The organism is Paraburkholderia dioscoreae (genome assembly GCF_902459535.1).
GTDB classification, from domain to species: domain Bacteria; phylum Pseudomonadota; class Gammaproteobacteria; order Burkholderiales; family Burkholderiaceae; genus Paraburkholderia; species Paraburkholderia dioscoreae.
On the sequence record NZ_LR699554.1, the window covers coordinates 3,465,568 to 3,487,073 of the forward strand.

General features: G+C 61.2%; 23 protein-coding genes. 11 read left to right on the plus strand and 12 right to left on the minus strand.

Annotated features, from left to right (window positions below):
• Positions 1–28: 28 nt before the first annotated feature.
• The 5 genes from PDMSB3_RS35610 to PDMSB3_RS35630 all read right to left on the minus strand — a co-directional run bounded on the left by PDMSB3_RS35610 (position 29) and on the right by PDMSB3_RS35630 (position 5,289).
• A complete protein-coding gene (locus tag PDMSB3_RS35610) occupies positions 29–934 on the minus strand; it encodes a dihydrodipicolinate synthase family protein (RefSeq protein ID WP_165189574.1) in 906 nt (301 codons plus the stop codon).
• A gap of 30 nt (positions 935–964) precedes the next feature.
• On the minus strand, positions 965–2,092 hold the full coding sequence (locus PDMSB3_RS38360) for an ABC transporter ATP-binding protein (protein ID WP_007178602.1): 1,128 nt from the start codon (positions 2,090–2,092) through the stop codon (positions 965–967).
• A 40-nt stretch (positions 2,093–2,132) separates the two neighbouring features.
• On the minus strand, positions 2,133–2,963 hold the full coding sequence (locus PDMSB3_RS35620; protein ID WP_007178603.1) for a carbohydrate ABC transporter permease: 831 nt from the start codon (positions 2,961–2,963) through the stop codon (positions 2,133–2,135).
• On the minus strand, positions 2,950–3,876 hold the full coding sequence (locus tag PDMSB3_RS35625; protein ID WP_007178604.1) for a carbohydrate ABC transporter permease: 927 nt from the start codon (positions 3,874–3,876) through the stop codon (positions 2,950–2,952). Before PDMSB3_RS35625 ends, PDMSB3_RS35620 begins: the two co-directional genes overlap by 14 nt.
• Before the next feature lie 117 nt (positions 3,877–3,993).
• Complete coding sequence (locus PDMSB3_RS35630) at positions 3,994–5,289, minus strand: ABC transporter substrate-binding protein (protein ID WP_157187733.1); 1,296 nt, start codon at positions 5,287–5,289, stop codon at positions 3,994–3,996.
• 688 nt (positions 5,290–5,977) lie between these two features.
• Between PDMSB3_RS35630 and PDMSB3_RS35635 the strand changes: the two genes are divergently transcribed.
• The 5 genes from PDMSB3_RS35635 to PDMSB3_RS35655 all read left to right on the plus strand — a co-directional run bounded on the left by PDMSB3_RS35635 (position 5,978) and on the right by PDMSB3_RS35655 (position 9,159).
• The gene (locus PDMSB3_RS35635) at positions 5,978–6,727 is read left to right on the plus strand and encodes a DNA/RNA non-specific endonuclease (RefSeq protein WP_007178606.1); all 750 of its coding nucleotides are present in this window, start codon (positions 5,978–5,980) and stop codon (positions 6,725–6,727) included.
• Complete coding sequence (locus PDMSB3_RS35640) at positions 6,720–6,980, plus strand: hypothetical protein (RefSeq protein WP_007178607.1); 261 nt, start codon at positions 6,720–6,722, stop codon at positions 6,978–6,980. The genes PDMSB3_RS35635 and PDMSB3_RS35640 overlap by 8 nt, the downstream gene beginning before the upstream one ends.
• A gap of 306 nt (positions 6,981–7,286) precedes the next feature.
• Positions 7,287–7,667: a hypothetical protein gene (locus tag PDMSB3_RS35645; protein ID WP_007178608.1), complete on the plus strand. Its 381-nt coding sequence runs from the start codon at positions 7,287–7,289 to the stop codon at positions 7,665–7,667.
• Between the two features lie 83 nt (positions 7,668–7,750).
• Complete coding sequence (locus PDMSB3_RS35650; RefSeq protein ID WP_327197057.1) at positions 7,751–8,272, plus strand: hypothetical protein; 522 nt, start codon at positions 7,751–7,753, stop codon at positions 8,270–8,272.
• Positions 8,273–8,274: 2 nt separating this feature from the next.
• Positions 8,275–9,159, plus strand: a complete 885-nt coding sequence (locus PDMSB3_RS35655) for a 4-hydroxy-tetrahydrodipicolinate synthase family protein (protein ID WP_007178610.1) — start codon at positions 8,275–8,277, stop codon at positions 9,157–9,159.
• Positions 9,160–9,204: 45 nt separating this feature from the next.
• Here PDMSB3_RS35655 and PDMSB3_RS35660 read toward each other — a convergent pair whose 3' ends face one another.
• Positions 9,205–9,831: a lytic transglycosylase domain-containing protein gene (locus tag PDMSB3_RS35660; RefSeq protein WP_007178611.1), complete on the minus strand. Its 627-nt coding sequence runs from the start codon at positions 9,829–9,831 to the stop codon at positions 9,205–9,207.
• A gap of 165 nt (positions 9,832–9,996) precedes the next feature.
• On the minus strand, positions 9,997–10,710 hold the full coding sequence (locus PDMSB3_RS35665) for a Crp/Fnr family transcriptional regulator (protein WP_007178612.1): 714 nt from the start codon (positions 10,708–10,710) through the stop codon (positions 9,997–9,999).
• 91 nt (positions 10,711–10,801) lie between these two features.
• On the opposite strand from PDMSB3_RS35665, the gene PDMSB3_RS35670 reads away from it, so the two are divergent.
• Positions 10,802–11,341: an Mpo1 family 2-hydroxy fatty acid dioxygenase gene (locus PDMSB3_RS35670; RefSeq protein ID WP_165189576.1), complete on the plus strand. Its 540-nt coding sequence runs from the start codon at positions 10,802–10,804 to the stop codon at positions 11,339–11,341.
• 50 nt (positions 11,342–11,391) lie between these two features.
• Here the strand turns inward: PDMSB3_RS35670 and rarD are convergent, their stop codons facing one another.
• Positions 11,392–12,288 (minus strand): EamA family transporter RarD, encoded by an 897-nt coding sequence (gene rarD, locus PDMSB3_RS35675; RefSeq protein ID WP_007178614.1) that lies wholly within the window; start codon positions 12,286–12,288, stop codon positions 11,392–11,394.
• A gap of 598 nt (positions 12,289–12,886) precedes the next feature.
• Here rarD and egtD point away from each other — a divergent pair.
• The gene (gene egtD / locus PDMSB3_RS35680; protein ID WP_007178615.1) at positions 12,887–13,867 is read left to right on the plus strand and encodes an L-histidine N(alpha)-methyltransferase; all 981 of its coding nucleotides are present in this window, start codon (positions 12,887–12,889) and stop codon (positions 13,865–13,867) included.
• Positions 13,868–13,969: 102 nt separating this feature from the next.
• Here the strand turns inward: egtD and PDMSB3_RS35685 are convergent, their stop codons facing one another.
• Complete coding sequence (locus PDMSB3_RS35685) at positions 13,970–14,263, minus strand: acylphosphatase (RefSeq protein WP_007178616.1); 294 nt, start codon at positions 14,261–14,263, stop codon at positions 13,970–13,972.
• Positions 14,264–14,474: 211 nt separating this feature from the next.
• Here PDMSB3_RS35685 and hpnA point away from each other — a divergent pair, with 211 nt between their 5' ends.
• Together hpnA and PDMSB3_RS35695 are read left to right on the plus strand one after the other, a co-directional pair.
• On the plus strand, positions 14,475–15,485 hold the full coding sequence (gene hpnA, locus PDMSB3_RS35690; RefSeq protein ID WP_007178617.1) for a hopanoid-associated sugar epimerase: 1,011 nt from the start codon (positions 14,475–14,477) through the stop codon (positions 15,483–15,485).
• Between the two features lie 136 nt (positions 15,486–15,621).
• Positions 15,622–16,161, plus strand: a complete 540-nt coding sequence (locus PDMSB3_RS35695) for a hypothetical protein (protein ID WP_007178618.1) — start codon at positions 15,622–15,624, stop codon at positions 16,159–16,161.
• A 60-nt stretch (positions 16,162–16,221) separates the two neighbouring features.
• On the opposite strand, the gene PDMSB3_RS35700 is transcribed toward PDMSB3_RS35695, so the two are convergent.
• Both PDMSB3_RS35700 and hpnC read right to left on the minus strand, forming a co-directional pair.
• A complete protein-coding gene (locus tag PDMSB3_RS35700; RefSeq protein WP_007178619.1) occupies positions 16,222–17,394 on the minus strand; it encodes a glycosyltransferase in 1,173 nt (390 codons plus the stop codon).
• Entirely contained in the window at positions 17,394–18,260 is an 867-nt protein-coding gene (gene hpnC / locus PDMSB3_RS35705; protein WP_007178620.1) for a squalene synthase HpnC, read from the minus strand. The genes PDMSB3_RS35700 and hpnC overlap by 1 nt, the downstream gene beginning before the upstream one ends.
• Before the next feature lie 350 nt (positions 18,261–18,610).
• Between hpnC and ispH the strand changes: the two genes are divergently transcribed.
• Positions 18,611–19,555, plus strand: coding sequence for a 4-hydroxy-3-methylbut-2-enyl diphosphate reductase (ispH, locus tag PDMSB3_RS35710; RefSeq protein ID WP_007178621.1), 945 nt, complete (start codon positions 18,611–18,613; stop codon positions 19,553–19,555).
• 10 nt (positions 19,556–19,565) lie between these two features.
• Positions 19,566–20,720 (plus strand): adenosyl-hopene transferase HpnH, encoded by a 1,155-nt coding sequence (gene hpnH / locus PDMSB3_RS35715; RefSeq protein WP_007178622.1) that lies wholly within the window; start codon positions 19,566–19,568, stop codon positions 20,718–20,720.
• A gap of 112 nt (positions 20,721–20,832) precedes the next feature.
• On the opposite strand, the gene PDMSB3_RS35720 is transcribed toward hpnH, so the two are convergent.
• On the minus strand, positions 20,833–21,438 hold the full coding sequence (locus tag PDMSB3_RS35720; RefSeq protein ID WP_007178623.1) for an MlaC/ttg2D family ABC transporter substrate-binding protein: 606 nt from the start codon (positions 21,436–21,438) through the stop codon (positions 20,833–20,835).
• Between the last annotated feature and the right edge of the window lie 68 nt (positions 21,439–21,506).

Genomic DNA, 21,506 nt, shown 5'->3' on the forward strand with positions numbered 1-21,506 from the left:
TTGCTTATATTTCCGTGCACCTTCCGCTCTACAGCAGACCTTCCGCCTGCAAGCCGGCCGCGAGCGCGTCGCACTGGCTCGCGCTGAGCGCTCGCAGCGGCGCGCGCGGCTTGCCGCCGCCGGGAAGACCGAGCAGATCCATCGCCGCTTTGGTCGACGGATACAACGTGCGGCCCCCGCTCGTAAACAGATCGGTCAAACGACGGCCCGTAGCCTGGAGCCGTGCGGCCAATAACCGTTCGCCATCGCGCGCAGCTTCGAAAAGCGTTTGCCCTCCTTCGTCCCAGACATTCGGGAAACAGTCGATCACACCGTCCGCGCCCAATTCGATCGCCGGCACGCCGAATACCGAGGAAGGTCCGCAAAAGACACGTAAAGTGTCCCGCACGGCAAGGAAGGTGCCGTAAAAGTTGTTCCAGTCACCGGAGCTTTCCTTCACGGCGACCACGCGTTCCAGTTGGCCCAGGCGCTCGACCAGCTTCGGTGTCAGATAATTCACCGCATTTCCGGGGATGTTGTAGAGCATCACTGGCAAACCGATACACGCGGTGACAGCGGCGTAGTGCGCGTAGATTTCGTCGTCCGTTAGTTTGACGAAGTAAGGCGGCAGGATTAGCGCGCCGTCGCAACCCGCCTGTTCGGCTTGCAAAGTCAGCGCAATCGTGTCTTCCACACCAATCATCCCGGTGCCTGCGATCAGCGTGCCGCGCGTACCGATCACCGCTTTCGACACCGCGAACAAGCGGCTGCGTTCCGCAGCGGTCATTGCCCAGAATTCGCCAGTGCAGCCGCCCACCACGACGCCAGTCGCGCCGAGCGCGAGATGCCGCTCGATGACATCGCCCAGTTCGTTTTCATCGATCTTGCCGTTATCGTCGAACGGCGTGGTGATTGCCGGCATTGCGCCGACCCAGTTCACACTATCTCGGTTCATTCAGAATCCCGTGGTCATTGAAATCGAAGTTCATGCGGCGTCGCGGGTGCGCTTGATCGCGGTAACGTTGACGTCGTCGCGGTTCTGGCGCAAACCGCTTTGCCGGCAAAACACATGCACACGCGCAAGCGTGACGTCGAAAGGCACGTCCTGGCCGGCGCGCAGTTCGGCGGCAAGCGGCACGTCGCTGGCAATCCGCGTGCAAAGCGTCGCGCCGCCGCACTCCATCAGCACGATCGATTCATGGCCGGTCGGCTCGACCACCTTGATGCGAGCGCTGTGCGCGCCTCGCCCCAACACGATGTCCTCGGGGCGTAATCCGATTGCCACTTCGCGCGCCGCATCGCCGCGCAATGCCGAATTCGGCAGTCTCAGCAACAAACCGCCGGCACGCACCGAGAAACCGTGATCGTCGCGCTGCATGTCACCATCGATCAACGACATGGCCGGCGTGCCGATGAAACCCGCAACGAACTGATTGGCTGGGCGGTAGTAGATCTCATCAGGCGTGCCGAACTGCTGCAGGACGCCGCCATTCATCACGGCGATACGCGTTGACATGGTCATCGCCTCGAGCTGATCGTGCGTGACGTAGACTGTCGTCGTGCCGATCCGTCTGTGTAGCTCGATCAGTTCTGCCCGCATATGCGCGCGCAGCTTCGCGTCCAGATTCGAGAGCGGTTCGTCGAGCAGAAACACTTTCGGTTTTCGAATCAGCGCGCGACCGAGCGCAACCCGTTGCTGCTGACCACCAGACAACTGTTTTGGCTTTCTGGCCAGCAACGGTTCGAGTTGCAGCAACTGCGCGATGCTCGCCAGCATCGCCGGCCATTCGCCTTTCGGTACACCGCGCTTTTTGAGCGGGTAGACAATGTTCTCCGCCACCGTCAAATGCGGGTAAAGCGCGTACGATTGGAACACCATTGCGATATCGCGTTTGGCGGGCGGCAGTTCATGCACCTGCTGACCGCCGATGTGGATTGCGCCGCTCGTCGGTTGTTCGAGGCCTGCTAGCATGCGCAGCGTAGTCGTCTTGCCGCAGCCCGAAGGCCCGAGCAGACATACGAATTCGCCGTCGCGAATATCGAGGTCGAGCGACGGGATGGAGACGGTCTCGCCGAAAACCTTGCGTACGTTCCTGAAACTTACTGCTGCCATTTATCTGCTCCAGAATGCGTGTGTCTGGTGTTGCCGGTATTCATCCCTTTACTCCGCCCGCGCCAAAGCCGCTTGTCAGATAGCGCTGCATGAAGGCGAAAAAGAACAGCAATGGAACGCTCATCATCACGGAAGCCGCCATCAGCAAAGACCACTCAATGTTGAACGACGACACGAGCATATTCATCACACCGGTAGTAAGCGGTCGCGTCTCATCGGTGTTGACCATGACGAGTGCGTAGAGGTACTCGTTCCACGCCAGAATGAATGTGAAGAGCGCGGTCGAAATAATGCCTGGGAGCGCCTGCGGCAGGATCACGTCCCTGAACGCGCCGAGGCGGCCTGCACCGTCTACGAGCGCGGCGGCCTCCAGATCTTCTGGAATACCGGCCATGAACGACCGCAGCAGCCACAGCGCGTATGGCAGTGCGAACGTGGTGTACGAGATCACGAGGCTGGTCAACGTGTTCTCGAGCCCGAGCTTCACCATCATCAGATAGAGCGGAATGATGAGCACGACCGACGGCATCAGATAGGTGCAGAGCACCGCCACGGCGATCGTCTCGCGACCGCGATATCTGAAGCGCGCGAGACTGTAGCCACCAAGTGTCGCCACCGCCATTACTACGACCGTAGTCGCTACCGAAAGCATCACGGAATTCCAGAAATAGCTCAGGAAAGGTGTGTCTTCGAGTAATCGCCGGTAATGCTCGAACGTTACGTGTTCCGGCAACAGCTTGATCGGAAAGACGAACAATTCACTTTGCGGCTTGATCGACGTGAGCACCATCCAGATCAGCGGAAATACCATCAGGATCACGATCACCCAGGTCACGAGCGACGCCAGCGGGTTGAATTTATCGGCTCGCATCTTGACTCCTCGTGCGCTGCGAACGATAGAGATAAGCCGCCATCAGCAGCCCCATGACCACCATCATGCCCACCGCCGAGGTGGAGGCCGTGCCCATCTGGTTCAGACCGAACGCCTGTTGATAGACCAGTAGCGGCACGGAGCGCGTCTGATTGACCGGCCCTCCGCCGGTCATCAGATACAACAGGTCGAATTCCTTGAAATCCCAGATGATGCGCAGCAGGATCACGACGCCCAGCACCTCGCGCAATTGAGGCAACGTGACGTCGAAGAATCGGCCGACCGGGCCCGCTCCGTCCATACGCGCTGCTTCGTAAAGCGACAACGGGATGGTTTGAAGGCGCGCCAGTACCGCTATTACGACGAACGGAAAGTACTTCCACGTACCCACCAGCACTATGCTGATCATCGCATTCGGCATCTGTCCCAGCCAGTTCACCGGCGCATCGACAAGATGCAATTCGAGCAGAACCTGGTTCAGGAGGCCGTAGAGGTCGTTGAACAGCCAGCGCCAGACCAGCACCGCGACCACCGTCGACACGAAGTACGGAAACAGTACGAGGCTGCGCGCCGCCGAGCGGAACAGAATCTTTTCGTTCAGCAGCAACGCCATCCCAACGCCGCAGAGAATCTGCAGGATCAGCGTCGAGGTGGTCCAGACGATGGTGACCCAGAGGGAGAACCAGAATGTCGGCGAGCCGAGCATGTCGCGGTAGTTGGCCAGCCCGACGAATGACGATTGCTGGGTCGGCGTATATACCGAATTCAGCGAAAGCCACAGCGCGTAGAGCAGCGGATACACGATCGTTGCAATCAGCAGCAACATCGCGGGGGCGATCAGCAGAATACCGAGCCGACTATAAGCAGACTCGAGCGAACGAACACCCATGCTGGACAATGAGGCGGTAGCCATGCGTATTTCCGTAACGGATCCATCTCTGCCTGACTGCCAGGAAGCGCGGACGCTGGCTGGCACAGACGTGCTGTAAATACCGCCCGCGATTTGCAGGCGGTATTCCGGGCTCATCGCTCAGGCTTTCATCAATGCTTCGAGCTTCTTCGCCGTGGCGGAAACCACTGGCTTTGGCGCTTCGTTGTTCAGCACGACGCGCTGCACCATCTCGGCCAGAACGTTGCTTGCGACGATCTCGTTGGCGCGCCGGTTCGGCTTATGCGCCGGCGACTCATAACCGAGGTTATGACCCGCCGCTGCCGCGGCGGACATCAGCGCTACTTCTTTCGGATACTTCCTGATGATCGGATTGCTAATGTAACGAGGGTCCGCGGCAATGGTCTTCAATACTGGCAATAGGTGCGCGGGTGCACCGAGCAACTCCGAGATATAACCGGCAGGATCGAAAAGATATTCCGCGAACAGTTTGGATGCCGAAATGTTCTTGGCTTTCTTCGGAATGAAGATGCACGGAAAGTCGTTATAGGTCCAAGGCGGAACCGATTTCGAAATGGTCGGGTAAGTCGCACACGTGACGAAATCCGCGATACCAGGATTCTGCGTCGCGATGTTGTCGAGTATGCGTCCGCCATAAATGCCCGTCGCGGTCGAACCCGATACGAACGCTGTCAGGCTTTCACCCCAGCTGTAACCAGTCGCGCCCGGCGGGCAGAATTCACGCATCGATTTGTAGAAGTCGAGTGCGTCCAGCGTCGCCTGGCTGTCGATGGCAACCTGCAGGTCTGGCGTGAACACCTGACCGCCCGCCCGGTGGATGAAGCCCAGCATGATCAGCGACGTCATGCTGTTCAGTCCGTACGGCAGCGGTGCGCCGTAAATACGCCCGCCCTGCATTTTCTTGCACGCGGCGCGCAACTCATCCCATGTTTCGGGCACCTTCTCCACGCCAGCTTTCTGCATCAGATCGCGCCGGATCCACAACACATCCGCCGCGGTATTCGCGAGTCCCGTCGCACACAGTTTGCCGTCAGCGGTTTTGAACACGTCGTTCGCGCTGGGGTAGTACTTGTCTGCACCTACGGCTGCAACGACGTCGTCGATAGGGGCAACCAGGCCGTCGGCGTAATACGTTTGCGCTGCATACGAAGGCAGGTGCGTGATGATGTCCGGCACCTGATTCGCCGCGAAGGCCGCAGCAAGTTGCGCGGGATAGCCTTCGTCGGACGTTGCTTCGAACACCACCTTAACGCCTTGATGCGCTGCCATGAACCCGGCAATTTGCGCCTTGTAGGCCTTCAGTTGATCAGGCGCCGCCTGAGTCGACCACCAGCGCAACGTGATCGGCTCCGCGCCGAAGGCGGCGCGGCCGAACGGCAAACCTGCCGCAGCCGACAAGCCGGCCGATGCTGCCAACTTGAGCAGTCGGCGCCGTTTTCCCGAATGACCCGCCGTTTCTCGCTCCCCATTTCTGCCGACCGCCATGCCCATATCTCCCAATTTAGTGCGCCAGTCGCACAGTTGTTCGTATTTATACCTGACAAAAAAATAGGAAACAACGTTATTTCACGGCACTTGCCAAAAAATTCTGGCAGCCAGCTTAATTTGTGGAAATTATGTGCGCGATGCGGACGAGAGGTTTCATTGATGGCGAGGCTTGCCGCGCTTGCGCAGATCACACGGTGGAATGTGCGGGCAGGATGATCCTCACTTCAGCGCACAGGCTGCGGTGCATGTCGGAGTCGCATCAAAACGATGCCCGGTGCGACAGCCATCTGCTGGACGCGAATGTGTCGCGGGCGATCAAGCATTGCCGTGCCGTCGAGAGCAGCCGACGAGGCTGCCTCAAGGCCGCGTTGGCCGAATGGTTCTGGCGCATCGATATCGGCCTCTACACGCTTTTTCTTCGCTATGTTCGCCGGCCGCTTCATGCTTTTTGGCGAGACGCTCGAGCCATTACTCAATCATCCGTTGCAATCGATCTTTCTCGGCGCGCTGCTGCTCTGGGATACCGGGCTCTGGTCCTGCGACGTGAAGGGTTGCCGATGCCAGACCTTGCATGGCAACGCTATACTTGCGCCCCCATCCCTCCATCGACTGACACATGAAGAAGTGGCTTGCCTCTCTGTTGTTAGCCGTTGCAGCTCACGCGAGCGCAGCGCCTTCCTGCACCCAGTTCACGCCGAATGCGCAATGGCCGGTTCTGAGCAATCAGAAGATGGCCCCCAAAACGCGCATGCTCTGCTATAGCGATTTCGCGGTTTTGCATTCGGGTATTACACATGGTCCGCTGTGGTCCGCGGAGCATCTCACGCGCGACCATATCGAGGCGGCCAAAGATATGGTGCGCACCAACAAGTTCTTTGAAGACGCACGTTTGCCAGACGGCGAAGGCGCCACGTTAGCGGACTATAAACGCAGCGGATTCGATCGCGGCCACATGAGCCCGGCGGGCAATCGCTGGAATCAGGAAGCGATGGCACAATCGTTCTCGCTCGCCAACGTCGTGCCGCAAAACCGCGAGAACAACCAGCGCCTGTGGGCACGCATTGAAACCTCCGTGCGCAAGATCGCGGTCTCGTACGACGATACGTATGTCGTCACCGGCCCGATCTTCAACGGCCAGCAGTTGCAGACCATTGGACCGACGCGCGTGTTCGTGCCGACGCAGTTGTTCAAGGTGGTATACGTGCCTTCGCGGCAGATGGCGTTCTCAGTGGTGGTGGACAATGTTTCGACCAACCGTTATGACATCAAGACGATTCACGAACTCGAGGCGATGTCGGGCGTCCGTTTTCCGGGCATTCCGGAGAGCCTCAAAGATCAGCGACCGGGAGGACTGAAAGGTGTTTAAACCCTATTCGAACGACGACGACGTGCTCAACATTCAGGGCGATGCGCTGACCGTGAGCAACGGCACCACGCGCATCGTGCTGAACGGCACGCTGGAACTGACACAGGATCAGCGCGGATTGAAAGCGGCGATCGCACTGAAGGAAGCGGTGGATGCGATCGTCGCCAGCTTGCAGGCGCAGGGTAATTTGCCCGCAAAGGTGAAGGACGAGCCCGATGCCAAGCCGGGCGTCGTACAGAATCCGTTTCAATAAGGCGGTAGCGCGGCGTAATAGTAGGGCGAAGGCGCGGAGACTTCTCGCCGCCTTCGCCGTCTCGTCGCACGCTGCCGCACGCTTCAAGAATTCGCCTCAAAAAGCGCATTCGTCGTATCACGCGTCTTGCACACCGCGGTGAGTCTCGCAGCCACAACTGCTTCGGGATCCCAAGATATGTTTCAGCGGTTACGTTTTGTCACCACAAGCTCGTCAACTCCTGTCTCCCGGCGGGCGTTAACCCGGCAGCGCTGAATCATTTCAGCCGCGACACAAGAATCAACCGGTTAAACCAGGAGTTAAACCATGAAGACGCTTTTCGCTGCTCTCGCTTCCGCTTTGCTCGTGTCGACCGCTTTTGCTCAAACGGCCGCACCGTCCAGCACACAACCTGCGCAGCCCGCGCAAACGCAGCCCGCTGGACAGGCGAACCTGAAGGCGAGCACCGCCGTGCAAACGGGCGCGACGGATGAAGGCGCAGCGGCCACCAAAGCGCCGGCCAAAACCACGGCCAAAACGCATGTGAAGAAGACTTCTGCCCATCACACGGCAAAAGCGCACAAGACCACGAAGAAGGCCGCCGCAGAAACGAGCGCCGCCAACCCCAAAACCGAGAGCGCAAAAGAGGCCAGCAATGCCCCGGCAAAAGCCGACGGCGCAAAAACCGACACGACGAAAACGCAATAACAGGTGATCGGTTTCGGCACGCACCGGCCAGGCATGTGTAGATAATCGAAGCCGAACTGTGCCGTTCAGGGAGGGCGAGTCATATGACTCGCCTTTTTTTATGCACGTTCGAGCGCGCGACGAATGCTTGCTGGCAAGACGGATCCGCAATCGCCCAGTATGATTTTTTCAGCGGATGCCTCAATTTTTGCACTGCGTTTACCTGCCGACGTCTAATCTCGAACTGTCCTGATCAACCTTGGCGTCCACGGACGCCGCATCACATGGCTCTCTCACAATCAATCGGCAACGCTGCCGCTCAGCCGCTCAACGAGCCGCGCGTTCAACGCAACAATGTCATTCCCTTTCCCGCGGCACGCGTTCGCTTGCAGGTCACCCTGCCTCACCGATCGTGCGCACTTCCCGGCACCCAGCTTCGCGTCCTGCTTCATTCTCCCCTCGGTGTCTATGTCGTTGCCACGGAAGCGATGCGCCAGGAAATTCGCGTACAACTCGACATTGCCTTCGACGACCTCGACTTCACACTGCACACGCTGATCTCGACACTTCCCGCCGCGATGATCGGCCCATTGAAGCGCCGCAGCGCGGTCGCGAAGGCGCGCTAATCATGTTCTCAGGTATCTGGTTACCAATCGTCACGCCGCTGCGCAACGGCGAAGTCGACATCGACGCATTGCAGCGCCTCGCCGACTATTATTCGCGCACGGAGATCGCCGGCATTGTCGCGTTGAGCACAACCGGCGAAGCGGCCTTGCTACAGGACGCCGAGCGTCTCACCGTATTGCAGGCGCTAAGCGATGTAGTCCGCTCCCGTCTGCCAATGCTGATCGGCGTCGGCGGATCGAATACACGCGACGTCCTGCACGATATCCAGCGCTACGAACGGTGGGACTGCGCGGGCTATCTGGTCTCCGCGCCGTCATACATATGTCCGGATCAGGCCGGCGTGCAGTGGCATTTCGAGCAGGTCGCAGGCGCGACCGGGCGTCCTGTCGTCCTCTATAACGTGCCACACCGAACCGGCGTGTCCATCGCGCCGGATACCGTCGCGCGACTCCTCGAATGCGGCAACATCGTCGCGATCAAGGAGTGCGTAAAAGAGCACTTCAGCCAGTTGAGCGCCCTGCCGATCAACGTCCTGTGCGGCACCGACGAAGCCCTGGACGACTGTCTGCATCACGGCGGAACAGGCGGCATTCTCGCCAGCGCGCACGTCTGCGCCGACCTGCTGGTTGCGTTCCAGGATCTGCTGCGAGCCGAACGCGACGTGGATGCGCGAAATCTGTTCGCCAGCTTGCTGCCGGTTTTACGGCTCCTGTTCGCCGCGCCCAATCCGTCCGCCATCAAGGCCATGCTGGCCTTCGATCATTCGCTCAGCGACGAAACACGCATGCCGGTCTCGCGCGCGTCGGCGCAACTGGTCGAGCGTCTGAGCACCGCGCGCGACAGGTTGCAGGACTTGCGCGCGGAGTTCGCCGGCGTGATGAACTAACGAATCCCTGTTCGATCTCCCGTCGCTGCGCCGCGAATGAGTACTTCATTCGCGGCGCAAGCTTGCGTCGAAACGCTGCATGCGAAGCGCAACGCGCCGCGCATAGCCACGTCCGCCGCCGCTGTAGCGGAGCAACGCGGCATCGAGATTGCCGCCATTTTCGTCGAGATAGCGGCGCAGAATGGTCGAGCCGATCCGCACGTTGATTGCCGGATCGGTCAGATCGGCCGCGCCGGCAATCAATTGCGGATGCGCCGCCGGCAAGATCTGCATGAGCCCCCGCGCGCCCGCGACGCTGACCGCATTGCGATCGAAGCTCGATTCGACCGCCATCACGGCGAGCAGCAAGATGGGTGAGATAGCGTGGCGATCCGCTTCGATCAGTACCGCACGGGCAATCTTCAGCGATTCCGTCGGCGCCACGCGAAACTGCGCGCGCAGCACGGCGGTGATATCGCTGAGAGTCGGCAAGCCGGCTTCCAGAGTGGCGTCGCTCGCGACGAGCGGAGCCGATACGGCCGACTGTGCATCGGTATCAGTCTCGGCGGCATGCGCGGCAGCAGCGAACGAGAACATGATCGCCGCAAGCATGATCTTGAAACCGCGAGTTGCCGGGTAACGGTCGGCTCTTCGTCGTGGTGACACACCTTCCAGAGCGCTATCTCCATGCATATTTTCGCTTCCTGACCGGGATCCCTCGACCTTACCGGGCTGGATATAGCGAATCGCAATAGAAATGGGGGTGCGCCGTAAAATGCTTATAAAGATGTGGCGGCGCGTGGTGCATCGCGCGGGGTCTATGCGGGGTCTATGCAGGCAAAGGCAGAAGCACAGCCGTCAATCGGCTGCCGGATTCAATTGCGCCAAAGCGCCCAGTTTGTGCACATCGGTAATTTCGATTTCCGCATAACCGAGCTTCAGCGCACCTTGCGTTTCGAACTGCTTCAGTATCTGGTTGATGGTTTGCCGGGACAGCGCCAGCATCATCGCGAGATCCTCCTGCGGGACTTTGAGCACGCGCCGCAATGCGCCGGGCTCGCCGTAGCCGCCCGCCATCAATAACAAACGGCGCGCCACGCGCTGCGCTGCGGGCAGCAACGCGGCTTCTTCGATCGCGTCGAAAGCAAGGCGTAGTTTTTGCGTCAACAGCAAACCGAACACGTGCCAATAAGCCGGCGTGCGTTCGAGCAGTTCGGCGAGCGCGGCGCGCGGCACATGAAACAGCTCGGAATCGCGCTCGGCATACGCATCATGGGTTCGCGGCCGATTGTCGAACAGCGCGATCTCGCCGAACCAGTTCACCGGTTCGATGACGGCGAGCAAAGCCTCCTTGCCCGCCGAACTGGCCGCACCGATTCTCACCAGGCCGTCGAGCACGCAATAGAGGCCGTCGTCGGAATCACCGCGTGTGAAGAGCCGTTGACCGGCGGCGAGCCGTTCGAGACGCCCCGCTTCGACCAGTTGCGCCCGCATGGCAGCCGGCGCCGAGCGAAACCACGCGCTGCGCTCGAGCACCGCGGCAAGCTTGTTCGATGGAAAACTCGCAGTCATAGGACGGCACCCGTGTCCGATTGTCGGCTACCCGATGGTTTCAAATTCCGCTGCCCGCGATTATGCTGACTTTAACCAGGGAGCGGGATCCATGAGAACGCTGACGCAACAGCTGACGCAATACGCGGCCTACCATCGTGACCGGCGCAATATCGCCACGCACTTCATCGGCATTCCGATGATCGTGCTGGCGTTGGCGACGTTGTTGAGCCGGCCCGCTTTTGCTGTGGGCGCGTTACCGATGACGCTATCGCCGGCTTGGGTGCTATTCGTCGCGGCCACGCTCTACTACCTCGTGCTCGACGTGCCGCTCGGCGTAATGATGGCGTTCGTGTCCGCGTTATGTGTCGCGTTCGGCCAGTGGGCGGCGGCGCAATCCACGCTGGCGTGGCTCGTTATCGGCGTCGGTCTCTTTCTGGTCGGCTGGGTGTTTCAGTTCGTCGGCCATGTTGCTTACGAGCATCGCAAGCCTGCCTTCGTCGACGACGTGATCGGCCTGCTGATCGGACCGCTGTTCGTGCTTGCGGAAGCGTTGTTCGGCTTCGGCTGGCGACCCGCGCTGCGCGAAGCGATCGAGGCACAAGTCGGTCCGACGCGTATCAATGCGGACCGTACAGCGGCGCATCACTAGAGCGCGCCGCCTGATTCACCATCTGCATGTTCGATGCAGATCAATCCGGATCAGCCCGGCGCGAGGCGAACGAGACGCACGCTATGCAATGCCGTCAACGCGACCGCGATCCAGATTGGAATGTAGGTGGCCAACTGTGCGGCGCCAAGTGTTTCGCCGAGCAACGTGATCGAGACCAGTACCAGCAGCACCGGCTCGACATAGCCGAGAATGCCGAACAACGCGACCGGCAACAGGCGGCTCGCCTTCAGATACGAAGCCAGCGCAATGGTGCTCAACGCGCCGAGGCCGGGCAACAACAGGCACCACATATCCGCGCGCCCGACGATCAATGCCAGCGAATCGCTGCTGAACGCCAACACGATCGCCACCGGCAGGAGCAGCATCATCTCCACGGTGAACATGGCCAGCGAATCCTGATTGATCTTGCGGCGCAACACGAAATACGGTGGATAGCCGAGCGCGACCAGCAAGGTCGGCCACGAAAAAGCACCGGTCATCCACAGTTCATGGCCTACGCCCGCAGCGGCGCAAGCAACGGCCAACCACTGCAGACCGTCGAGACGCTCGTGATAGTAGAAGCGCCCGACAAGCACCATCACCAGCGGCAGCAGGAAATAGCCCAGCGAGACTTCGAGCATCCTTCCATGCAGCGGCGCCCAGAGGAACACCCACAGTTGCGCGCCGAGCAGGGCCGCGCTCACGGTCATCGCCGCGCCGAGCCTCGGCTCGGTCACCATGCGGTAAAGAAGCTGCCGGAGAATAGGCAGGCGCTTTCGCAATGCGATCAGCAATAACGCGCCAGGCACAGTCCACACGATGCGCCACGCGAAAATGTCGAGCCCGCTCAGTGGCGCGAGCAGTGTTGCGTAAGCGGAGAGTAATGCAAACATCGCCGACGCGCCGACCGACAACGCGATACCGCGCTTTGGGTCATACTGGTTCATTGAACGCCCTGTCGCGCAGTCGCTTTGGCAGTCGGTGCAGATGCGTGTGGGTAGGCTGATGGTTGTATTTGCAGCGCAGCATGCAGTCCCGCGGCGTTAGTCGTTGTCATTGGAATTGAAGTCTCACAAGCGGTCTCACAGCGTTCTCACCAGCGGGCAGTGCAAATCAGGCGCTGCGTTTTTCGTCTTCGAAAGCGACGCAATCCGGCATTCTAGACGGGTATCCGGCCACCGGTCTGCTGGCGTCTACAAGCAGACTGCAATTATTCCGTGCGCATTGCGCGTCGGTGCACTAGAACATAACTGCACGTGCGACCGGCCACGTCGCGATTTTTCAGCGGCAACATCGCACACTCTCGCGCAATGCGGCTCAAGCGCGAATCTTGCTACGAAGTATGGCGACGCTGTTGGCGGCGTCGCTCGCAACCCCACAGGAAGTCCTCGTGGGACAGCATGTGCAGCATCCATGGGCCGGCAATGGCAGTCCTACGGACCATGCCCGCCCTTCTTCCCCACGGCACGCCTCAACTGTGCTTCACCGCGCGTGCCGCCGCCCCGGCAGCAATCCCGCTTATCGAATGTGACTACTGGAGACAGCATGACCCAGCCAGCCCTATCGCACGACGCATCGCCCGATCTGCGTGCCGCCTTCGCCGCCGAGGTTCGCGCGGGTCTCACCCATACGCCGCAAAAAGAATTGCCGTCGAAGTATCTGTACGACGAAGTAGGCTCCGCGCTGTTCGAAGTGATTACCGTGCTGCCGGAGTACGGCGTGACCCGCGCCGAGGAACGCCTGCTCGCGAAGCACGCCGCAGACATCGTCGCGCACCTGCCGCATGACGTGACGGTCGCCGAACTCGGCAGCGGCAGCGGCCGTAAAACACGGCGCATTCTGGAAGCACTGTGTAAAAAACGCCCCACTTCTTACTGCCCGATTGAAATTTCGCGCAGCGCATTGCAGTTGTGCAGGCGCGAACTCGGCGACATCGAACGCATTTCGATCGTGGGTTATGAACGCGATTACCTGGCCGGCCTCGCCGAAGTGAGCAAGCAACGCGCAACGGACGAACGGTTACTCGTACTGTTTCTTGGCAGTACGATCGGTAATTTCGGCAGACTTGCGGCGACGCGTTTTCTGCGCGATATCCGCAACATGCTCGCGCCCGGCGACGCGTTGCTGCTCGGCACGGATCTGATCAAGCCGACGCCCGTACTGGTCGCCGCCTACGACGACTCGATCGGCGTCACTGCGTCGTTCAATCTGAATCTGCTGGCGCGCATCAATCGCGAGCTCGATGGCGACTTCCCGCTAGATGCATTCGAACACGTCGCGCGCTTCAACCCGGACGCGCGCAGCATCGAAATGCATCTGCGGGCAAAACGCGATATCACCGCGCACGTGGGCGCGGCGCAATTGACGGTGTCGCTCAAAGCGGGCGAAACGATCTGGACGGAGAGCAGCCACAAGTATCGCGCGGAAGAAATGCCCGCGATTGCCGACGACGCCGGCTTCGTGTGCAGCCATCAATGGGTCGAGGAAGAATGGGGCTTTGCGGAAAGCCTGCTCGTGGCGCGGTGAACGCGGCGGGCCGCTGACTCACTTAAGTAGCGGCACAAAAACAGCAAGGCGTCGCGCCATCGGCATGATGGCGCGACGCCTTTTCTTTGGGTAGAAGTCGGCTCAGTGCTGTTCGAAGCGTTCGTAACGCTTCTCGGTCGAGCGCTCTTCGCCGCTGACCTCAGTCACGCGCGCCGCCGGCGGTCCGTGACGCAGCCACGACAACATGCGGTCCACCTGGTTGGCCGAGCCTTGCAACATGGCTTCGACGGAACCGTCGTCGAGATTCGCCACCCATCCCTTGATTCCGAGCGCGTGGGCCTGCCGCACGGTCGCGTGGCGAAAGCCGACGCCCTGCACGGTGCCGCGCACCCGCACGTAATATGTTTCGATCCGCTGATCCAGATCCGGGGCCATGCCGTCCTCTCCTCTGTCGGCCGGAGTTAGCGCTTCAGCACTGACTCCGGTCCCATGCAAACGCAAAAATCTTCAAGCCGGCATTCTAGTCGCGTCACGGCAAGCTTGCTCGGCAACGCGCCTCCAGCCGTCCGCTCGGGCCGCCCGCGCGACACGCAACACGCGCGCCACGTACAATCCGTCGACTGTCACGCAGGGAAATGGAAACAGAATGACCGAACAGAATCGCGATCTCGTACTCGTGACCGGCGCCTCCGGCTTCGTCGGCTCGTCGGTGGCACGCGTCGCGCAACAGAAGGGTTTCAGGGTGCGTGTGCTGGTACGCGCCACCAGTCCGCGTCAAAACGTCGAGTCGCTGGACGCGGAAATCGTGGTCGGCGACATGCGCGATGAAGCGTCGATGCGCAACGCGCTGCGCGGCGTACGCTATCTGCTGCACGTGGCCGCCGACTATCGCCTGTGGGCGCCGGACCCGAGCGAGATCGAGCGCTCGAACCTGGAAGGCACCGAGGCGACGATGCGCGCGGCGCTGAAGGAAGGCGTCGAGCGCATCGTCTACACGAGCAGCGTGGCAACGCTGAAAGTGACCAGTTCCGGCCAGTCCGCCGATGAAACCTCGCCGCTCAAAGCCGATCAGGCCATTGGCGTGTACAAGCGCAGCAAGGTGCTGGCCGAACGCGCGGTGGAGCGGATGATCGCGGAAGACGGCCTGCCCGCCGTGGTCGTCAATCCGTCCACGCCGATCGGTCCGCGCGACGTCAAACCAACGCCGACCGGACGCATCATCGTGGAAGCGGCGCTCGGCAAGATTCCGGCGTTCGTCGACACGGGGCTCAACCTCGTGCACGTAGACGACGTCGCGGCCGGCCATTTCCTCGCGCTCGAACGCGGCAAGATCGGCGAGCGCTATATCCTGGGCGGCGAAAATCTGTCGCTTCAACAGATGCTCGCGGATATCGCGGCGCTGACCGGCCGCAAGGCGCCAACACTGAGCCTGCCGCGCTGGCCGCTCTATCCGCTGGCGATGGGCGCCGAAGCGATCGCCAAGATCACGAAACGCGAACCGTTCGTCACCGTCGACGGTTTGAAAATGTCGAAGAACAAGATGTATTTCACGTCGGCGAAAGCGGAACGCGAGCTCGGCTATCGTGCGCGACCCTACCGCCAGGGTCTGGGCGACGCGCTCGACTGGTTCCGGCAAGCGGGCTATCTGAAGGCCTGATGCGGATCCGAACGCGCGGCCCGCGCCGGACAATACGGTATAGCCGCAAGCATTTGTTACAACGTCACCGTGTTAGCGACAGGTAAAAGCCTACGCGCAGCAGGTAAAATCGTAGGTCTTACCAGAGAAACCTCGCATGAATCTTCACGAACAGCTCGGCGCACTGGAAATGGGCGTCGATCAGCTCATTCAGGCTGTCGTGGCCCCGCAGGCCGAAAACATCCCCGAGACACCCGCTCACACCGCCGCGCCACAAACGGCGGCGGATCCGATCGCGACCGAATCCACCGCGCAAGCGGTTGCGGCTGGGACCGAGGCGGCCGTCGAAGACAAGGCACCGGCCCCGCAGCTTCAGCCCACGCTCGAAATCAATCGTCCCGCGCAGAACGAGATCACGATGACGATCGGCGGCCAGACGGTCGCGCTGCGCGCGGAGCAGATCGGCCAACTGATCGAGGAATTGTCGAACGCGCGCGCCTCGATGACGCCGGAACCGCCGCCTGGAATTCCTACGGGCTGGCGCTTCGTATCCACGAAGAATCCGGTCATGGCGGTGCAAAAGCAGTCGAACGGCGACCGTTTGCTGGTGATGCGCCATACGGGCCATGGCTGGGTGCCGTTCACGTTCTCGCCGGACATGGTGATCCAGCTCTACATGATGCTCACCAAAGGCTAATGTGAAAAAGCGGCGCCCGAGAGCGCTGCTTTCCCATTCCGACCGTTTCTGAGCGCTGCTTCAGCGTTCCTGCACTGGCGCCTGAACACGCGCCTTCCACTGCCCGCCCTTGCCACGCCAGTAGCGCACCGCCGACGCAAACGTCGCGCCGACATAAAACAGCGCGACCAGCGGCAGAAATGGCGCCCACAGCGGCGAGCGGCGATAGTAGCTGAGCATCGGCGCATAAGCGCAGCACATGGCCGCCCAGGCAAGCCATGCGGGCCACCCCGTCGGACCGAGCACCAGTGCGGCCACCGGCGGCATCAGATAGATGATCGTCATGCCCACCAGCGTGCCCGCCAGCAGCAACGGCGAGTAATGCAACTGCGTGAAAGCCGTGCGCGCGATCATGTTCCAGACCTCACGCCAGCTGTCGTACGGACGCAGCGATACGCTGCGCGCCGCCACATCCAGCCGGATCGGATGGCGCCCCGTGCCGCGATGCTTGATTCGTGCGGCCAGGCTGCAATCGTCGATCAGCTCGGCGCGGATCGACTCGATGCCGCCCGCTTCTTCCAGCGCGCTACGGCGCACCAGCATGCAGCCGCCTGCGGCCGCCGCCGTACGATTGCGCGGGTTGTTGACCCACGAGAACGGATACAGCTTGGCAAAGAAGAAGACGAACGCGGGAATCAGCGCCTTTTCCCAGAACGAATCGCAGCGCAGGCGGACCATCAGCGAGACGAGATCACGCTGTTCCGCGTCCGCGCGCGCGACGAGTTGCGCAACCGCGTCGGCGGGATGGCCGATGTCGGCGTCCGTCAGCAGCAGAAAGTCCGCCGGCAAGCCGAGCGTGCGCACGGCCTCGATACCTTGCGACTGCGCCCACACCTTGCCCGACCAGCCCGGCGGCAGCGGCTTCGCGCTCAGCACGGTCAGGCGGTCGGGGCACTGCAACTGCAACGCGGCCGCCCGGGCGGCGTCGGCGGTGCCGTCGGTGCTGTGGTCGTCCACGACGATCACGTGGAATTCGCCCGGATAGTCCTGCTGAAGCAGCGTGGTGACCGCCTCTGCAATCACATCGACTTCATTGCGGGCCGGCACCACGGCGGCAACCGCCGGCCAGGACGCGCGCGGCCCGATGGTGAGCGGCGCGGCAGGACGCGCGCGCCAGAAACCGCCGCGCGCGAACAGCAACACACACCAGATCAGCAGGGAAACACACGAAAGAAGAAACAGAACCACCGCCATTAAGCATTACCCTCGATTGAACGCGCTGCCACACCGACGCGCCGCGACAGCCACATCACTGCAGTGCGGGCCGCGACGACGCACCAGTCAAACGTATTGAGTTCCGGCCGCTCGCGAAACACGTCGTAGCCTGCCTTCTCGATCCGTTCGAGGAAGCGCAGGCCGCCGTGAATGGCGCCGCATAACTCGATTCCCAGCCGGCCGGAAATGCGCAATGCAAGCGGCGCGCCGCGCACCAGCATCTCCCGGACGAAGGACACTTCATGTGCCATGAGCGCGCGCCAGTCCTGATCGGCGACACCGTTGGCGATATGCGCCTCGCTCACGTTGAAGCGCCGCAGGTCCGCGAGCGGCAGATACAAGCGGTCCTTTTTCCAGTCGGCGGAGACGTCGAGCCAGAAACTGATCAACTGCGACGCCGTGCAGATCGCGTCGGCGTCGGCGAGATTTTCCGGCGTGGCCGCGCCGATCAGGTGCAGCATCAGATGCCCGAGCGGATTCGCCGAGTGGCGGCAATAGTCCAGCAGCGCGGCCCGGTCGGCATAGCGGCTGGTGTCGATATCCTGAGCGCACGCATGCAGCAGATCGTAGAACGGCGCGAGCGGTAGTTTATACTGCGCCACGACACCGGCGAGCTTGCCGAACAGATGCGGGTGCACCGGCGCCGCGCGCCGCGCCGCCACCGCGTCGAGGCCGGCGCGGAAGTCGGCGAGACGGGCGTGCCGTTCGGCCGCGCTCCAGTCGCCTTCGTCGGCAATGTCGCCCGCCGTGCGGACGACCTGATAGATTATGCCGACAGGCGCGCGCAGCGCCTTTGGCAGCAACACGCTCGCGACCGGAAAATTTTCGTACTGATCGACGTCCATCCAGCGAGCCTCGAAACCCTTTTGTAATGCGGGCGCCGCAGCGCCGCAGGACTACGTAGTTTAAGGGTTCCGTTAAACCGCTGCAGCGTGTAATGATTGCCGCACGATTGCCGTGTCCGCATTGCCGTGAGCCTGCTTGCCGCTCCAGCCGCCGCCTGCCACTGCGGCGCCCGCCCAACACCGGCCGGGCGCCCCCAGAGCAAAGCCGGCCTGATAGCGTTAGAATGCGCGTTTGGTTTTGCTGTACCGGCTGTCGCCGGGCTCAAGACGTCAACTAATTAGATGATCGCGGCGATAGAGTCATATTTACCGACTTCTTCGAACCCGCGTCAGTCGGAGTTCGCCAACTTATGCGAGTCATCCTTGCTCAACCCCGCGGCTTTTGTGCGGGTGTTGTTCGTGCAATCGAGATTGTCGATCGCGCGTTACAACAACACGGCGCACCCGTGTACGTACGCCACGAGATTGTTCACAATCGTCACGTAGTCGACAATCTGCGCCAGAAAGGCGCGCGCTTCGTCGAGGAACTCGACGAAGTGCCGCAAGGCGCCGTGGCGATTTTCAGCGCTCACGGTGTCGCTCAAACTGTCGAGCGTGACGCCGAAGCGCGCGGTCTCGACGTGCTTGACGCGACCTGCCCGCTGGTCACCAAAGTGCATGTGCAGGGTCGCCAATATGTCGGCGCCGGCCGCACGCTGATTTTGATCGGCCACGCCGGGCATCCGGAAGTGGAAGGCACGGTCGGCCAGATTCCGGGCAAAGTGCTGCTGGTGCAGAGCGAGGCCGAGGTCGAAAACCTCGACCTGCCGCTCGACACGCCGCTCGCTTATGTCACGCAGACCACGCTGTCGGTGGACGACACGCGTGGCATTATCGACGCCCTGCTGAGCCGTTTCACCGACATCGTCGGCCCGGATACGCGCGACATCTGCTATGCCACGCAAAACCGCCAGGCGGCGGTACGCGAGTTGAGCAAACAGGTGGACGTGCTGCTGGTGGTGGGCGCAACCAATAGTTCGAACTCGAACCGGCTGCGCGAGATCGGCAGCGAAAGCGGCGTGGCGAGTTACCTCGTCGCCGACGGTTCGGAGGTGAAGCCGGAATGGTTTGCGAACGTGCAGACCGTCGGCATCACGGCCGGTGCTTCGGCGCCGGAAGAGATGGTGAAGAACGTAATCGATGCGCTGAGCGCATTGGGGCCTGTCGATGTCACGACGATGGCGGGCCGTGAAGAGAAAGTCGAATTCAAGTTGCCATCGAAGCTGATGCAACCACTCGCCGCACGCGAAGTTTAAGGAGGACGTTTTGTCTATTCCGCTGCTACAGAAAGTCCGGGTCGGCGCATACATCATGCGTCAACATCTCTCCGGCAATAAACGCTACCCGCTCGCCCTGATGCTGGAGCCGCTGTTCCGCTGCAATCTCGCCTGCAATGGCTGCGGCAAGATCGACTATCCGGATCCCATCCTGAATCAGCGTCTGTCGCTGGAAGAATGCCTCGGCGCCGTCGACGAATGCGGCGCGCCGGTGGTCTCGATCGCAGGCGGCGAACCGCTTCTGCACAAGGAAATGCCGCAGATCGTGAAGGGCATCATCGCGCGCAAGAAGTTTGTGTACCTGTGCACGAACGCGCTGCTGATGGAAAAGAAGATGGACGACTACGAGCCGAATCCGTACTTCGTGTGGTCGGTTCACCTCGACGGCGATCAGCAGGCGCACGATCATTCGGTGTCGCAGGAAGGCGTGTACGACAAGGCTGTCGCCGCCATCAAGGAAGCGAAGCGCCGCGGTTTCCGCGTGAACATCAACTGCACGTTGTTCAACGACGCCGTGCCGGAACGCGTCGCCGCGTTCTTCGACACGCTGGGCCCGATGGGCGTGGACGGCATCACCGTTTCGCCGGGTTATGCGTATGAGCGCGCGCCGGATCAGCAGCACTTCCTGAACCGCGACAAAACCAAGCAACTGTTCCGCGAGATTTTCAAGCGCGGCAACAATGGCAAGAACTGGTCGTTCAGCCAGTCGGGCATGTTCCTCGACTTCCTGGCCGGCAATCAGACGTACGAGTGCACGCCGTGGGGCAACCCGGCACGTACCGTGTTCGGCTGGCAAAAGCCGTGTTATCTGGTCGGCGAAGGTTACGTGAAGACCTTCAAGGAACTGATGGAAACCACGCAGTGGGAAAAATACGGCACGGGTAACTACGAGAAGTGTGCCGACTGCATGGTTCACTGCGGTTTCGAAGCGACCGCCGTGATGGACACGGTAGCGCATCCGCTGAAGGCGTTGAAGGTCAGCCTGCGCGGACCGAAAACGTCGGGCGCTTTCACCAAAGATATTCCTCTGGATAAGCAACGCCCGGCCGAATATGTCTTCTCCCGCCACGTCGAGATCAAGCTGGAAGAGATCAAGGTTTCCGGCAAGGGCAAGAAAGTGCAGACGGCTACAGCAGCCCACTAAGCGGTCGTTGGCGGTGCTGTCGCGCCGCCGGTGATCGCGAAGAAAAAAAGCGCGGTGGCCATCAAACCACCGCGCTTTTTTTACGCCTCATGCCTCACGAGGCATTTGACCGTTACCCCGCGCTGCGCGCATTGTGAGCGGTCAAGAACTTGATCAGCCCGTCAATGCCGCCTTTGGCGATCTGGTCGGCGAACTGCGTCTGGTACACCTGGATCAACCAGGCGCCCATCATGTTGATGTCGTAGACCTTCCAGCCAGCGCCGTCTTTGGTCATGCGATAGTCGATCGCGTCGTCGCCGCCATTGCTGAGCACGTGCGACTGCACGACGACGTCTTTGGCACCGGCCGGCACGTTGGCCGGCAAGAACTTGAACTTGACGTCCTGGTCACGCAGTTGGGATAGCGAAGCAGCATAAGTGCGGGTGAGCAGCAGCGTAAACTGCTCGTACAGTTGCTTTTGCTGTTCGGGCGTCGCGGTGGTCCACGCCTTGCCGACCGCGATCCGCGTGGTGCGCTGAAAGTCGGTGGCCGGCAGGAAGCGCGACTGGACGAGCTGGGTGATCTTCGCCATGTCGCCGCCGCGCGCCTGCGGGTCAGCCTTCATCGCGGCCACCGTGCCCTCGACAGCACTTTTTACCACCGCGTCGGGCGCGCTTTGCGCGTAAGCCGCAGTGGATACGACGGCCGCAGCCAGAAAAGCAGACAGATAACGTTTCATACGCTCGACAGAACCTGAAAGAAGAAAGCGCCGCCGGGCTCGCAAGCTCGCGGCGAAAGCAGGATAGA

Bases quoted from the DNA above. Each gene is read 5' to 3' on its own strand.
- PDMSB3_RS35610 (WP_165189574.1), bottom strand. From the start codon at position 934: ATGAACCGAGATAGTGTGAACTGGGTCGGCGCAATGCCGGCAATCACC.
- PDMSB3_RS38360 (WP_007178602.1), bottom strand. From the start codon at position 2,092: ATGGCAGCAGTAAGTTTCAGGAACGTACGCAAGGTTTTCGGCGAGACC.
- PDMSB3_RS35620 (WP_007178603.1), bottom strand. From the start codon at position 2,963: ATGCGAGCCGATAAATTCAACCCGCTGGCGTCGCTCGTGACCTGGGTG.
- PDMSB3_RS35625 (WP_007178604.1), bottom strand. From the start codon at position 3,876: ATGGCTACCGCCTCATTGTCCAGCATGGGTGTTCGTTCGCTCGAGTCT.
- PDMSB3_RS35635 (WP_007178606.1), top strand. From the start codon at position 5,978: ATGAAGAAGTGGCTTGCCTCTCTGTTGTTAGCCGTTGCAGCTCACGCG.
- PDMSB3_RS35645 (WP_007178608.1), top strand. From the start codon at position 7,287: ATGAAGACGCTTTTCGCTGCTCTCGCTTCCGCTTTGCTCGTGTCGACC.
- PDMSB3_RS35650 (WP_327197057.1), top strand. From the start codon at position 7,751: ATGACTCGCCTTTTTTTATGCACGTTCGAGCGCGCGACGAATGCTTGC.
- PDMSB3_RS35655 (WP_007178610.1), top strand. From the start codon at position 8,275: ATGTTCTCAGGTATCTGGTTACCAATCGTCACGCCGCTGCGCAACGGC.
- PDMSB3_RS35660 (WP_007178611.1), bottom strand. From the start codon at position 9,831: ATGCATGGAGATAGCGCTCTGGAAGGTGTGTCACCACGACGAAGAGCC.
- PDMSB3_RS35665 (WP_007178612.1), bottom strand. From the start codon at position 10,710: ATGACTGCGAGTTTTCCATCGAACAAGCTTGCCGCGGTGCTCGAGCGC.
- PDMSB3_RS35670 (WP_165189576.1), top strand. From the start codon at position 10,802: ATGAGAACGCTGACGCAACAGCTGACGCAATACGCGGCCTACCATCGT.
- rarD (WP_007178614.1), bottom strand. From the start codon at position 12,288: ATGAACCAGTATGACCCAAAGCGCGGTATCGCGTTGTCGGTCGGCGCG.
- egtD (WP_007178615.1), top strand. From the start codon at position 12,887: ATGACCCAGCCAGCCCTATCGCACGACGCATCGCCCGATCTGCGTGCC.
- PDMSB3_RS35685 (WP_007178616.1), bottom strand. From the start codon at position 14,263: ATGGCCCCGGATCTGGATCAGCGGATCGAAACATATTACGTGCGGGTG.
- hpnA (WP_007178617.1), top strand. From the start codon at position 14,475: ATGACCGAACAGAATCGCGATCTCGTACTCGTGACCGGCGCCTCCGGC.
- PDMSB3_RS35695 (WP_007178618.1), top strand. From the start codon at position 15,622: ATGAATCTTCACGAACAGCTCGGCGCACTGGAAATGGGCGTCGATCAG.
- PDMSB3_RS35700 (WP_007178619.1), bottom strand. From the start codon at position 17,394: ATGGCGGTGGTTCTGTTTCTTCTTTCGTGTGTTTCCCTGCTGATCTGG.
- hpnC (WP_007178620.1), bottom strand. From the start codon at position 18,260: ATGGACGTCGATCAGTACGAAAATTTTCCGGTCGCGAGCGTGTTGCTG.
- ispH (WP_007178621.1), top strand. From the start codon at position 18,611: ATGCGAGTCATCCTTGCTCAACCCCGCGGCTTTTGTGCGGGTGTTGTT.
- PDMSB3_RS35720 (WP_007178623.1), bottom strand. From the start codon at position 21,438: ATGAAACGTTATCTGTCTGCTTTTCTGGCTGCGGCCGTCGTATCCACT.